This is a genomic window from Novipirellula rosea, assembly GCF_039541335.1.
GTDB lineage: Bacteria > Planctomycetota > Planctomycetia > Pirellulales > Pirellulaceae > Novipirellula > Novipirellula rosea.
Genome location: NZ_BAABGA010000006.1, coordinates 352910 through 367562 on the forward strand (window position 1 = coordinate 352910; position 14653 = coordinate 367562).

The 14653-nt window shown below is 54.2% G+C and carries 9 protein-coding genes; 3 read left to right on the plus strand and 6 right to left on the minus strand.

All coding sequences use genetic code 11. The annotated features are described in order from the left end of the window. Positions 1-36: 36 nt before the first annotated feature. From ABD971_RS01935 to ABD971_RS01945, 3 genes are all read right to left on the minus strand, one after another. A complete protein-coding gene (locus ABD971_RS01935) occupies positions 37-747 on the minus strand; it encodes a GDSL-type esterase/lipase family protein (RefSeq protein ID WP_345318872.1) in 711 nt (236 codons plus the stop codon). A 266-nt stretch (positions 748-1013) separates the two neighbouring features. Further along, a complete protein-coding gene (locus tag ABD971_RS01940; protein ID WP_345318874.1) occupies positions 1014-2462 on the minus strand; it encodes a DNRLRE domain-containing protein in 1449 nt (482 codons plus the stop codon). Positions 2463-2488: 26 nt separating this feature from the next. Next, on the minus strand, positions 2489-3115 hold the full coding sequence (locus ABD971_RS01945; RefSeq protein ID WP_345318876.1) for a sigma-70 family RNA polymerase sigma factor: 627 nt from the start codon (positions 3113-3115) through the stop codon (positions 2489-2491). A gap of 188 nt (positions 3116-3303) precedes the next feature. Between ABD971_RS01945 and ABD971_RS01950 the strand changes: the two genes are divergently transcribed. The 3 genes from ABD971_RS01950 to ABD971_RS01960 all read left to right on the plus strand — a co-directional run bounded on the left by ABD971_RS01950 (position 3304) and on the right by ABD971_RS01960 (position 9572). Continuing rightward, the gene (locus tag ABD971_RS01950; RefSeq protein WP_345318878.1) at positions 3304-6813 is read left to right on the plus strand and encodes a sulfatase-like hydrolase/transferase; all 3510 of its coding nucleotides are present in this window, start codon (positions 3304-3306) and stop codon (positions 6811-6813) included. Positions 6814-7090: 277 nt separating this feature from the next. Continuing rightward, positions 7091-8356 (plus strand): Na+/H+ antiporter NhaA, encoded by a 1266-nt coding sequence (locus ABD971_RS01955; RefSeq protein ID WP_339942329.1) that lies wholly within the window; start codon positions 7091-7093, stop codon positions 8354-8356. A gap of 169 nt (positions 8357-8525) precedes the next feature. Continuing rightward, positions 8526-9572 carry an LOG family protein gene (locus ABD971_RS01960; RefSeq protein WP_345318881.1) on the plus strand — a complete coding sequence of 349 codons (1047 nt, stop codon included), beginning with the start codon at positions 8526-8528 and terminating at the stop codon, positions 9570-9572. Between the two features lie 247 nt (positions 9573-9819). Here ABD971_RS01960 and ABD971_RS01965 read toward each other — a convergent pair whose 3' ends face one another. The 3 genes from ABD971_RS01965 to ABD971_RS01975 all read right to left on the minus strand — a co-directional run bounded on the left by ABD971_RS01965 (position 9820) and on the right by ABD971_RS01975 (position 14648). Beyond that, on the minus strand, positions 9820-11826 hold the full coding sequence (locus ABD971_RS01965; protein WP_345318883.1) for a MutS family DNA mismatch repair protein: 2007 nt from the start codon (positions 11824-11826) through the stop codon (positions 9820-9822). 11 nt (positions 11827-11837) lie between these two features. After that, entirely contained in the window at positions 11838-13571 is a 1734-nt protein-coding gene (locus ABD971_RS01970) for a hypothetical protein (protein ID WP_345318885.1), read from the minus strand. Between the two features lie 150 nt (positions 13572-13721). Continuing rightward, positions 13722-14648, minus strand: a complete 927-nt coding sequence (locus tag ABD971_RS01975; RefSeq protein ID WP_339942333.1) for an EamA family transporter — start codon at positions 14646-14648, stop codon at positions 13722-13724. Positions 14649-14653: the final 5 nt, after the last annotated feature.

Here is a 14653-nt window from a genome sequence, read left to right on the forward strand (position 1 = left end):
GACACCTTTTTGGGGACCTAGGCAATTTGATGTTGCCTATCTTGACTTTAAGGTGTCGGACACCTTTTTTATTGCGGCGGCCCAAACGGCGGCCATTTTGATTGCTCCTGCTTCGTTGGGATGCACTTTGTCCGCCACCGTGTCAGTGGTCCAGTCGAAACCGGCTTCCTGATCGACGAGAAATACACGATGAGTGAGATTGGATTGTCGCTCTTTAAAAAGCTGGGCGAGTTGTCGATTCAGCTTGGGGATGTAGCTGTATTTTGGCAATTTTCCCGCGGGAATGACGCGGGCCACTAAGATGGTCGCGGTTGGGTTGATGCCAAAAATGGTGTCTAAGATCGCGTTAGTGTTGTAGATGATCAGCGGTACCGGATCATGTTCGCTGAAGTGGTTATGCCCCATGTGCAGCAACACAATGTCGGCGGGATATTGTTTGTAGACGCCAACGATCTGATCACGAATTTTGCTGGAGTTCCAGCCAGAATAGCCAGCATGAGAAAGTCCTTTGCCATCAGTTTTAGGGCCAACAAAGGCAAACGAGTGCCCCGCGTCTTTCAGTAAGCGATCCAATTCGTGGCGATAATTGCCGCCCCCTCCTCCACCTCCCTCGGTGATTGAATCACCCAGTGGCAGGAGCGTGATCGTTTGTTCCGTCGCCGAGTCTGCGAAACGTTGTTCGTCTGCAGGAAGCGAAGCAATGATCAACAGCAAAAATCCGGTGATTCGTGCGCAAGTGAATAGCATGGAAAACACCAAGGGGAGGCGTGAAAACGTTTTTTTCGAATCTGTCGAATATCGCTCAATGCTAGTTCGAGAAAGAAACGTCGTCGTGGTTCAGCAAAATATAGAAATAATCGATTTCGCGTGTCCCAATCGGCAGAGAGCCGCTCTTATCACTATGGACCGCCGAATAAAGGACATCACATTTTTTGATTTTCAAATGGACGTCCCCTTATTCCATTTACTTACCAAGCTCCGGCAACGAGCGAAAAAAGGTGTCCGACACCTTTTTAAAGGCTCGTTAGAGTCAATCGCAGCGTTGGCGGGGATGCGTCGGGGTGTCGACGGCTGGCGAATCCGTGCACGTAACAGTCACGGATTCCGGCGGTTTCCGAGACCAGGATCAGCGTGGCACCGCCGTTGGTATCCTGATTCAAAAACTCGCCCAGTTCGGACGTATCGATACTGAACATTCGCGTGGGATCGGACTGCGGCACGACAAATTTCCCCAGCAGTTTTGTTTTTGTCGGGTCGAGTGTCACGTCGTCGGAAAGCACACCTGGCGACGATTGCCACGACAAAGTCGTTTCGTCCCAGTCTTCGAGCGACTCGTCGGTCAGTCCATAAACGGCAAACGTCGCATCGGGCATCAGTGACAGAAAACCGATGTCGGTTGGAACACCTTGCAGCTGCAGTTTGGCCGAGTGGACGGTTTGCTCGGAAACAAACGAAAGGTCGAAATGCATGTAGCCGCGTCGCCGGAAAGGAATGCCCCACGAGAAATTAGGGGGTTCCTTTACCAGCAACGCGGTGCGAGACAGTTTGTCGTCGGATTGTTCACCTGCCATCACATAGCCATCGCGACCCTTTCCGATGGCGGTAGAAATTTGCACGGTTTGTTGTTCGGCAGCGGCTGAGGCAAGTGACGGGAGATTCACACCATCATCCACCATCTCGCTTGCAAATGTTTCAATTCCGACGCGGGTGAATCGTTTTGCATCACGAGTCGTCACCGATACGGTGGTGCCCGAGGAGAGATGTTTCGCGTCAACGCGTCCTTTGACCACGGTCAAATCGGAATTGCCATCGGCGGTGACGTTCACACCAAACACCGTGCCGCGATCGATCAATAGCGAAGTCGGCGTTTGCACCTCGAAACCTTCGCCGCCGGGATGGACTTCGGCAAAGATACGGCCAGAGTGCACAAAGCATCGATCGGTGCTGATCAATTCCAAATCCGCGGGGCCTTCCATCGTCACATCGACCAAACCGATTCGCAGTTCGGCGATCCCGCGATCCAACACCAACCGCCCGGGATGTAATGAAACGCCTGCTACGGTGGGGACTGTGGATCCCTGCCATTGGCAATTTTCCGTTTTCACAATCATCCCAATACCCTCTTCGCCACCGCGATCGAGGTACAGCCATGCGGTCGTCAGGAAAAACAGAATTCCGGCGGCGAGTCCGACGTATGCCCATTTCGGCACACTCCGCCATTGCGGCAGCGTGGATTCCGTCCGCGACGGCATCGATAAATCACTCAACTCGTCTTGGGGATACGCAATCGCAGATCGAGTTTGCAAAGATTCCACAAAGTCACGCTTTAGCGACGGATCACGGATGAGGCATTCTTCCAACTCGGCAAGTTGAGCTTGCTCGGCCAGATCGTCGAGCACTAAGTCACGCAATTCGCAGTATCGATCCCAGTGCTGCGGAGAGGATTCGTCGGATGTCGTCATATTGTTTTTTCGGTTTTCCGATTGTTTTATCGTTCGTTGTCACGATGCATTCGCTGCGAAACACAATCACGCAATGTTTCGCGGACTCGGTTGATCATGCGGCGAACGGTGGCGTTTGAGCGGTTTACTTGTTGGGCAACCACATCCAAGGGGATTTCGTTGCGGTAACGATCTTCGATCAGACCGCGGTGATGCTCAGGCAGCATTTCAATACACTTGTCCAACGCACTGACGTAATGATCATAGTGTTCGCGGTTTTGGATCAACTCAGCCGAGACGAGTTGCGTTAAATCATCACTGAAACGGAGACGTTCCCGGCTTTGTCGTTTTCTCCAGGCACGCACTTGGTTGTATGCCACCGTACAGGCCCAGGCGGCAAAATTGGTTCCGCTCTGGAAGCGGTCAAATTCCCGCCATGTCACTAGGCAGGTTTCTTGGAAGACTTCGTCCACGTCATTTTGTGTGGGAAGCAAACTTCGTAGATACAGCAGGATCACACGACGGTGTTGCTCGAAACGTTGGGTGTATTCACGCTGCCGAGCGAGTTGTCCTCGTTGCAAAGCGGCACTGTTCGAGGCGTCCATCGTGTCCAGCCGATCCGATAGAGGCTCTCCGATCTCGGGCCGAGTATTCGCTTTGTCATCGTCCGTCATCCGTCGATCATCAACCCTACGAGAGTGCTGCTAGCCAAAAAGAGCCGAATGCGGCTCATTGAGACATCATTCTAACAATTTTCGTTTTTATTGAGTTACGATGTCTTATTCCCCGCTTGAACGCTCTGTTGTGGTAGCGATCCTTCCTGAAACACCTACCTCGATTTCGATAACGAAACGGTTCTTTAATGAGACGTCTGAATCACTCCCGCCTCGTCGTGCTCGCCAGCATTTTGTTCGCCTTCACTGCGATGATCGCCCGAGCCGAGACACCCAAACCCAATAGTGTCTTCATTCTGACGGACGATCATCGTTGGGATGCGACGGGCGAATCGGATGCGGGAATAGTACGTACCCCGAATCTCGACCGCATCACTGCATCGGGAACTCGTTTGGAAAATGCCTTCGTCACGTTGGCGATTTGCTCGCCCAGTCGTGCCGCGTGTCTGACGGGTCGCTACGGAAGCGCCAATGGAGTGACGGAAATCGGGAAAAGTCAAATCAAAGATTCGGAGGTCACCTTTGCTCAATCGTTGCAAAAAATCGGCTATCAGACCGGAGTGACTGGCAAATGGCATTGGGGCAGCCAACCGTTGTGGGCGGATCGCAATGCACGTTGGAAGTACATCGAAACAGAAATCGAAGGAGAGCGTTTTTCGGAATTGTACGACTTGGATCAGGATCGGATCGAACGAACGAATGTGGCAAGCGATCCGAGCAACGCAAACGTTGTCGAAGATCTATCGAACCAGCTTCGCGAGCACCGACGTGACATCGGTTCACACGCGGTGACTTTGGTTTCAGAGGATCAGACAGAAAGGGAAACTCAAGTTGACCAACAAGCTGAGAGTGTGAAGGACGCGGAACGACAGACGAAAAGCCTATCCCACAGTGACGAGAAGGTTCGCAATGACATTCACATCAGCGGGGTTTATCCGCATCTGACGGTGTATGGCGTCTACAGCCAAAACGGAGGCCATTACAAATCAGGGCATGATGAGTGTGGGATCGGAGCGATCGTCCCCTGGGCTGGCAGATTGTGGATGGTCAATTACGCGCCGCATCAACCTCGCGGCAGCGAACACAAGCTGTTTTCAATCGGCGAAGATCTTCAATCGCTGACCGTTCACCCGGAAAGTGTCGGGGGCACGCCAGCGGGACGGATGATCCATGCGGAATCAAATCAATTGTTGATCGCTCACTACTTGATCGACGCCGAGGGAAATGTACGCGTCATCTCGCCGGCGGACATGCCGATGCGAGTGACTGCGATCACGCGGCATCTGACCGATCCAGCGAACATGGTCTATTACATCGACATGGAAGGTGCGATTTGGGAGGCCAATGTGCACACGTTGGCTGTCAAGCGATTGTTCAAAAAACCAGTCCCCGGTTGGCACGGCAAAGGAGCCTATGTTTCTCAGGGACGTTTGGTTGTTTCCAATAACGGCGAACTTCACGCGGGAACCTACGATGATCTCGTCGTTGGTGGTGCCGCGAAGAACAGCGAAGAGCGTGGGGTTTTGGCCGAGTATGACGGCGAAAATTGGAAAATTATCGAGCGTCGTCAATACACCGAGGTCACCGGACCCAATGGAATCACCGGCGGAAGCGACGGGAATGACCCAATTTGGACGATGGGCTGGGATCGCCGCAGCGTGCGACTGAAAGTGCTCGATGACGGTACTTGGCACACCTACTTGCTGCCCAAAGCCGCCTTCTGTAACGACGCCAGCCATGGTTGGTACACCGAGTGGCCGCGGATTCGCGAGATCACCGGCGGTCGCTGGATGATGGATATGCACGGCATGTTCTTTGACTTTCCTAAGACGTTTACCAGTCAAAACTCAGCCGGCATCAAGCCGATCGGAAGCCATCTGCGGTACATCCCCGACTTCTGTGCTTGGAACGATAAATTGGTATTGGCGTCCGATGAAACCAGTATCCAAGGCAACCATTTAGCGGGACAACCACAAACGAATCTATGGTTTGGCGACTACGATGACCTGAAAGAATGGGGACCCGCCAGCGGTTTTGGCGGTCCTTGGATCGAAGACGAAGTCACGGCAAACACACCGTCGGATCCGTTCTTGGTATCGGGGTTTGATCGCCGCGTATTGCATCTTGCCACCGGACGCACAAAGCCGATCGAAGGCAAAAAAGCCTTACGAGCGAGTGATCAACAAGAGATTCGCTCGATGCCCGATCGGCTTGCCTCGCTACCCCGAGTCACTGTCCCCCGGGGCGATTGGCACCGCGCGGCAAAAGGTTATTCTTTTGACGTCGACCAAAGGGTCACTGTTTTTCTCGCTGTGGACCAACGTGGTAATCCAACCTTGGACCCCGCTTGGAAAATGACCGACATGACGCTCATTTGGGGCAAGAATCTACAGGACGTTGTTTACGCTCGTTCGTTTGAACCGGGCACAATTACGATTCCTGAAAATGCAACCGAGCATCAACCGGGATCGTTTGGGATGCCTCACACCGCGTTTGTGCTTGGGGCCAAACCGAGTGAGCTGAATATCAAAACCGATCGGTCTTCGATCGTCACCCGACCCGTGAAGCAGCGAATCGCCAGCAATGATGCCACTCCCGTCGTTTTTGCATTGCAAGTGGACCGTCGTGGTGATGGCACCTGGGTCGATTACGAATCGATCGAAGTTCCTGCTGCGGGATACGTTGCCTACGAATTGCCAGAGGATTTTGATGCGATTTGGTTGCGGCTGAAAACGAATCGTGATTGCGTTGCCACCGCGTATCTGCATCAAACCTCTGCCGAGTTTGTCGATGGAAACGAGTCCGAAAATCAGGCGTTGTTTGCTGGACTTGCCAACGTGGATGACGACCAAGCACGCAGTGCGTTGGTCTACGCCGCCAAGCGAAATCGAAATCTACGTGTGATTGCGTCAGAGGAACGCTTTTTTGATTTCACCAAAACTGGATTTGAATTCAAAGCTGACGAAGTCGATGCAAAACTAGCGGACTTGTTGAACGTCGAACCGCAATTCACGGTCGACGAAGCTTCGGTAGTATTAAAGCACGGCGGAAAACGGCTGCGAATTCCCAAAGGAAACGCGGCTTATGACAAGCCGTTTGCGTCGGGATGGCCGCGAGATGTCCGCGAAGTCGAATCCGAGCGCGTGTTAGCGAATATCCATGGCACGTTCTATGAGGTTCCATTGGTGATCAACGGAGCCCCGCCGGCGTTCAACTTGATGCGTCCTGTGTCGAGCCACTCAAAACAGATCGCCGATTTCTGTACCTGGAACGGACTGCTCGTGTTGACCGGCGTCCGCGCGGATGCGGAAAACGATGGTCATGTCTTCGCCGACGAAAAGCAGGATGCGGCGTTGTGGTTTGGCGGGATCGATGATCTTTGGAAGTTCGGCAAACCGGTCGGTCATGGCGGACCATGGCTCAACACAACGGTCAAGGCCGGGCAGCCATCGGATCCGTATCTCATGAAGGGATACGATCGCAAGTCGTTGTCGCTAACGCACCAGTCGGACAAACCCGTCACGATGCATGTCGAAGTGGACATCACCGGGGACGGTCATTGGCGACGCTACAAGTCGTTTGATGTGCCGGCTGGTGAAACGCTGGTGTATTCGTTCCCCGATGCGTTTAGTGCGGCCTGGGTACGCTTGGTTTCAGCGAGCGACACGACGGCGACCGCTCAATTGCAATACGAGTGAGTGCTGCTGAATTTCAGCAGGCGAGAAATTCGAAACCAAAACGAAACTCGTGTGCCACCAAATCGTGTTAAGGCTCACATTGTGAGCCTTTTTTCTTAGACTCTGACTCTCTCGACCCGCGTAATCGTTACGGACAGCCTGACCAGACGCTTTTGACACGAAAGCTTTTGAGCGAATTGAAGTCGCGCTCCGCAGAGTGACCCACCCTTGATGACGTGCAGCCCGTCCTTTACGCGGCTGCCAAATTCAAACTCAAAGCTGGGGCAGCGTGATTCTGATGTCGGGGCAACCAAAAAAGCGCGGACTTGTTCGCAAACTGATCGATAATTCTTTTTTACTGATCGTGGGAGCGGTGTCGGCTCTGGTATGGGCCAACATTCATTCGCCCAGCTATCAAGCGTTTGTGAACTTTGATTTGGCATCGTTGTTTACCGCCACTCACACCAGTGGTCATGATGCCGCCGAGCATGCGAACTCGCATGGTTTCACGCTTCACTTTTTTGTCAACGACATCGTGATGGCATTGTTCTTTGCGATTGCGGCCAAGGAGGTGTGGGAATCGTTGCTGCCCGGCGGATCGTTAGCGGATCCCAAAAAGGCAGCGACTCCGCTGCTTGCCACTGTCGGTGGGATTATGGGCCCGGCACTGGTTTATATTGCCGGGACTTATTTCACCGGAACGCATGATTCGCTAGGCAAAGGCTGGGCGATCCCTTGTGCGACCGATATTGCATTTAGCTACTTGATTGCCCGATTCATCTTTGGTGCCAGCCATCCAGCGATCGCGTTTTTGTTGTTACTGGCGATCGCGGACGATGCCGCAGGCTTGATTATTCTGGCCGTGTTTTATCCACAAGCCGAAATCCGTCCTGAATGGTTGTTACTGACCGTGGGTGCGATGTTATTCACGATGCAACTGCGACGATCGAAGGTTCATTCTCACTGGGCCTATCTACTGGGGCCAGGCATCGTGTCATGGTTTAGTTTTTATCAGGCCAACATTCATCCGGCCTTGGGTTTGGTCCCGATCATTCCCTTGCTGCCTCATGCCCACACCGACCTCGGCATTTTTGCTCGCGAGGAACAGAACCGGCACGACACACTCAATGAGTTTGAACACGCCTGGAAATTGCCTGTCGAATTTGGGTTGGGATTGTTCGGTTTGGCCAACGCAGGCGTTGTGATGAGCAGTCTCGGTACGGGAACCTGGGTTGTGCTGGCAGGACTGCTAGTGGGCAAACCGGTCGGCATCACTTTGTTGACGTTATTTGCAGAGAAAGGATTGAAACTCGAAAAGCCAGCCGGGATGGATTATCGCCACGTGGTAACGCTGGGAATGGTTGCTGGCATTGGTTTCACGGTTGCCTTGTTCGTCTCCGTCGCGGCATTCACCGTCCCAGGATTGGATCAAGATTCGGTGAAAATGGGAGCTTTATTAAGTTTCGCAGCGGCTCCGATGGCAATCGTGCTCGGCAGATCACTTGGCATTCGACCGTTGTTGTCAGTTGCTAGCGAAGAAGAGAAACTTGCTAAGGCAGCTTAATTCTCCTGCCGCAGAACTGGGGGCTCGTTGCCTCAAGCAACGAGCTTCCCTCGGCGGACCTGAGCACGTTACACTGGCATACCGAAATCTTGATTTACTAAAGACACACGTTGCACTGACTCTGCATCCTTTCGAGCATTTGCATCCTAGAACAAGCACTGAAGGACCCATGGACCATAAACGTCTGCCCGACGAAGCCATTGGCGAAGATGAACTGCAACGTCCGCAGCCGGCGGACGAGCCGATATCGACGATTGAAACGCAAGACATATTGCAAGTCATGCGTCATACCATCGATCGGCTCGAGAAGGACAATACGGCTCGCGGTGACTTGAAGATCTTGTCGCGAACGCTTCGTGAATTACGCTACGCCTTTAAGGTGTTCCGTCCATTCCGCAAACGCCGCAAAGTCACGATTTTTGGTTCCGCTCGTACGCAGCCGGGGCATCCCGAATACGAAAGCGCGGTCGAACTAGGTCGCCGGATCGCATCACACGGATGGATGGTGATCACGGGTGCCGGCGGTGGCATCATGGAAGCGGGACACCGCGGCGCGGGCCGCGAAGCATCGATGGGGCTGAACATCATGTTGCCCTTCGAACAAAGTGCCAATCCTTACATCCAAGGCGACGCCAAACTTGTCACGATGAAGTACTTCTTCACTCGCAAGTTGATGTTTGTCAAAGAGTGCAGCGGAGTGATCTGTTGTCCCGGTGGCTTTGGTACGCTCGATGAAGCGCTTGAAACGCTGACGTTGATGCAGACCGGAAAACAGACGATGATCCCGTTGGTCTTGTTAGACTCGCCCGAAGGCAGCTATTGGCGTGATTTGGGCGTATTCATTGAGAAGCAATTGCTTGACAACGGCATGATCAGCCCCGACGACGTGAATCTTTACAAGATCACCAATTCGGTAGATGAAGCGATCCACGAGATGTTGCAGTTTTATCGCAACTATCACAGCATGCGATACGTCCGCGACCGACTCGTTTTTCGCTTGCAGAAGGAATTGACCGCCGAGTCACTCCAAATGATCCGCAAGCAGTTCAGCGACATTCTTGTCGACGGCACGTTCGAGCAATCGGCAGCGTTGCCGGACGAGATTGGCGAACCCGATCTCGCTCATTTGCCGCGATTGGTATTCCATTTCAATCGCCGAGCACTCGGCCGATTGCGAATGTTGATCAACACGATCAACGAAGCCGAAACGGTGTAGGCACGCAGCGAGGGCTCTCGCGGGCTTAAACCGCGGAGCGGTGCCAGCACTTAGCTGCGGGCATAAGCCCGCAAAAACATAACTGCAGTTACCTCTCCACCGACGAAGTTGGTGGAGAGGTGGCAGAAAATCAGCGCAACTAAAAATCACAACAAGCCCAAAGTTTTAGCGGTCCAGGCTTACGCCGATGGCTAAGTGCTGACATCGCGATTACGCTTTCGGCTTGGAAAGCCGGGCGACAATGCGATTAGGCTTTCGGTCCTAGCCCTACCATTTCTAACAGTCGCAGGGCGTTGGTCGTGGGTGAGACGCCTTGCCGCATTTGATAATCGAACGTCATCGTGTCATTGCCATCGTCATCGGTGGTAATGGTTTCGCGAAAATGAACGGTGTGCGCGATCGAATTGAGCTCGGGTTCGTCCGCCAGTTCCAAGTCGTGTGTGCTGATCGCACCGATCGCTTCGAAACCAATCAGGTGCCGCAATACTTGAACCACTGCGATTTGCCGTTCGCGGCTGTTGGTTCCTTGCAAGATTTCATCGAGCAAAAACAACAACACTCGGTCTTCTTTTTCGGCCAAGCGGCGGGCGTGATCGACCACCTGTTTCAAGCGATGAAGCTCGGCCATGTAGAACGACACGCCTTCGCTGAGGTTATCACTAACGCGAATACTGGTCGCCAATTCGATCGATGGCAATGCAAACCGCGTGGCACAAACCGGGGCTCCGGTTCCAGCCAAGGCAACGTTTAGCCCGATGCTACGCAGCATCGTGCTTTTGCCCGACATGTTGCTGCCGGTCACCAGCAATAGCGTTCCGGGTGGTCCTACGGTCACGTCATTGCGGACGCGGGACTCATCGGTCAGCAGCGGATGGCCGATCCCGATCGCTTCAACCGAGCGATCACTCGAGTCATTCTTCCACTCGGGCGTGGTCCAACTTGGATACTCGTCGCGAAGCGCGGCCAACGACATTAACGATTCAAATTGTCCAAGCGACTCGAACCAACCCGCGACCACATCACTGTAGTCCTGTTGCCACTGTTCGAGTCGTTTCAGCACTCGGACATCCCAAAGAGCGAACGCTTGTAGCGGCAAGTAAATCAAAAACGTCGCTGCCGATTGCCGTAGTGCCCCCGCGGCTGCCACTTTTTGTAGCGCCAACATCCCGGCGGCGGCAGAGCGTGGACCCGCGACCAAGGTATCACGGATATTTTGCAAGTGAGCCGTGTTACTCGGTTCAGTGTTGTTGGCGTCGTTGTCGGTGGGCAGTCGCTCGGCGGCGGCAAAAAGCTCGCGATAATCGTCCACCGCACCACGGCTGGCCATCGCAATGGAAAAGATCGCATGAGCCGGTCCGAGTGCAACGCCGGTCAAGGTGACGTTAATAATGCCAACGCCTAGCAACCCAAACAGTCCAATTTTGAACCACGTCGCCGAGCCCAGCACGAGGAAGCCGAGCAGCATCGCGAGCACAAACGCAATTGCCACAATCGCCGACAGATTGGCCCATCCGGACAACCATTTGCGTGATTCCAACCAACGCGGCCCCGTCGCCCACGTGGTGAATCGGTCGGGATCACCACTGCTTTCGGCGACTTTGCGTGCGGTCACGTAGAACCGCAGTCGCTCTTCGCGCAGCGGTGCCAGGGTTTCGATCGCCTTGGTTCGCTCGATCGCATCGCTGGAAATCGCCGGTCCGGTCAACCATGACGCAAGCGTGCGAATACCGGGAGTGGTCGCGGTCATCGAAACCAAATGGAACAACGACGCTCGGCCCAACAGATCCAAATCGGCCGCCGCATCCCGCTGGCCCGCCGGCAATGTGACTTCGCCAAGTTGTCGCGATAGGCTGGCGGTGGCCAAGCGATCCCAATCACGCTCGATCCGTGCGACCAAGCGGCGGAACACCGAGCGTTCACGTCGCAGCGCATCGATTCGATCGCGAACCGGTTCGTTCAAAACCACCGCAACGATAAAGCCGATAAACGCAGCCCAGCCAATCGGTTGTGCAATGGTGACGTCGCCGTAATAGCCGACCACCCAAAACAGAACCGCCAACAGAAACAAGACGACACGAATGGTGCCGTAGGTCCGATCGCGAACTTTTAAGTGATCACGCTCGCTTTGAATTTCGGCTAAGTGTTCACGATAGCGGTGGAGGGCTTCGCCGGCATGACTCGGCTGGGCACTCGTATTCGCATCGGGACTCGTATTTGAATTAGGGCCTGTGTTCGCATGCGGGCCAGAGTTCACGTTCAGATCCGTCAAGCCGCATCTACCTCCAACGCCACCGGGCGTCGTTTTTTACTCGAAGAATCCGAGACTACTTTTAAGGCAATACGGTCCTGCAAGTTGGGGCGAAAAATGGTTAATAACAACAGGGGCAGGAACCAAGCGATGTAAAGTCCGCCGCCATAACCGTGCCAGAATTGGGCACCCACCATCACGGCAGCCGAACATCCAATCAGGGTTCCAAGATTCTTTTGAGCCGGCCAAGCGGCGAAGAACGAACAGAGGATCACAAATCCCACGATCACCGGCAAACGCCAAATGGGATTCCAGCCCAATCCCCAAATGCCACCCAAAATATTGGATTTTGTTTCGGGTTTGAACAAACCAAACATTGTCCGCAAATGATCGACAAGCGATTCGACTCCGCTAAGCGACAGCAGCATCATCAGCAGACCGAGCATCACAGCGACCCCGATCGTGAACCGCCACACGCCGCGTCGCCAATAGAAACTGATCCATAGCGGCAGCAAGAAAAACGGGTAGTACACCAGCCCGGCGGCAAGCCCCAGAAAGATGCCTGCGACGAGCGGTTTGCGATAGAATAGAACCGCCCACAGCAACAAGGCCGCCGGCAGCGCATGATCGACCCGGCCGGTCATTTGTGCGGTATACGGCATTAACAAATACAGCGTCGCGCAGCCCACGCCGGCTCGCATATTACCGAAATGCCAATTTCCGATCAGCACGATCCCCGAAACAATCGCCGCATGAGCGAGGATCGCCAGGACTTTGGCAATCGTGGCCAGCCGACTTTGCGACGCATCTAATTCGTTCTCGTCACCCATCGTAGAACCGGCCAAGGCGTCGGTCACCGGGCGAGTTGGAATCGCCGGTAACATGTTCATCAAAGCGTAACCTGGCCCTAGTTTGGGGCCTTGTTCAATTTGGATCCGCGGCGTGCTGGCGACGATGTTTGCCATCATAAAGATGAACAGCGAAACGCCGATAAAGGTCAGACCGCCACTCGAAAGGTTCGGGTCCAACAGCGGACGACGCACCATCAAGGGATCCAACAGCAAGCGAATCAGCAGCATGAATTGAACGACAAACAAGCTGATGAACCCGTACCGGCGAATATCCTCGGGATCAATTTCCGAGGATGCCGCAGCATCGGAATCCGACTTGGCATCGGTGTCAGAATCGGCCGCAAGTGATCCGTCGGCCCCCGATATCACCTCGGGCGATTCGGCAGCAAGCGGCACCGTGGGCTGGGCCAAGATCGCCGCTTCCGCTCGCACTGACGCTTCTTCGGATGCTGTCACGGCAACGGGATCATCGGCAGCCGCTGCTTGTGTCAGCGCCACCAAGACGTCTCCGCCGCTCGAACCGAGCTTGCTGGAGATCGCCGCCGCATCGCGAGTTCGTTGAGTGGGGTTCCGAGTGCCGGCGCCCACCAATTCTCTCAGCCCGGTCTTCCTCAGCCCCGAGCCGTGATCGGGGTCGGCACTGGCTGAATTCGTCGACGCCGGAGGTTTTTCATTTTGGCGATGGGTGATGACTTCCGATTCGATTTCCTGCAATTGACGTCGGCGGCCCTCATGGACCATCAACAATCCTGGGGCCAGCAGAATGAGCAGGAAAATATCGAGGTTACGGATGCTCCAAAATCGGTGAAAAACGAAGAACAACCCGATCGTCAAAAATGACGACAGGTATACCCAAGTCGTTGGGTCAGGACGTTTGTAATAGAGCAGGATCTCGCTCATCAACATGAAGCAACGTTGGTTGCCACTCGCTTTTCACGTCACTTGATTTGAAACAAAGCTGTCACCATCACGCCGGTCACAGCCCCAGAAAGATACAGTGCCGTATAAGATACGGGGATTCGGCTCGACTGAAAAGCACGACACCGGCCTTCACCCCCCTAACACCAGCAGCGCGACGCCGCAAAGGATGGTCACCACGCACGCCGCTTTGGGCCAGAAATTGGCCTCACCGAGGGCTCGAATCCCGAACAGAAACGCAATCACCACGCTACATCGCCGCACGACCGAGATCACTGAAACTAACGCATCGGGATCAGCCAAGGCGGTGAAGTAGACGATATCGGCGGCTAACAGCAATGGGCTGATGCCCAGAATCGCCCATCGCCATTCGAATAAAGCGTGAACCGACAGCTCTTGATCTCTGTTTTTTCGCCCACTTCGCCACCAGATCACCGCCATAGGGACCATTACGGGGACTAAGTACACCGAAAACCAGGCCTGAACGGTCGAAGGAGCAATCAAAACCGTCTGCAACAGATACTTGTCATAAATCGAGCTCAACGCACCCAGAATCGTTGCCACAACCATCATCGCGACGCCGCGATCACTTTTGAAGGAAACGCCTTCGCGAAGACTAACCGCCGAGAATGCCCAGAATGCCAAAAGCACGATGATGATGCCGATCCACTGCACTCCACTGGGCCGTTCTTGCAGAAACAGCGACGCCATCGCGATCGTCCAAAACGGACTGGTCGAACGAATCGGGGCCGCGATCGATAACGGCAGCCGTTTGAGAGCGAAAAACGCAAAGGTCCACGAAGCCCCCACCAACATGCTCTTGGCTAATAGCAATCCGTGCTCGGCAAACGATAACGAATCGACTTTCAGAATCGGATGCGGCACACTGGTCGGAGAAAAAGAGGACCAGCAGATAAACGGCATCCAAATCGCAGCACCGACCGAAACGCTAATCAACAAAACGATCGGCACGGCGTTCTTTCGCACCGCGATCTTTTTGGTAACGTCATAGAAGCCCAGCAAGACCGCTGAAATCGCCGACAATCCAATCCATGTCATGGCCA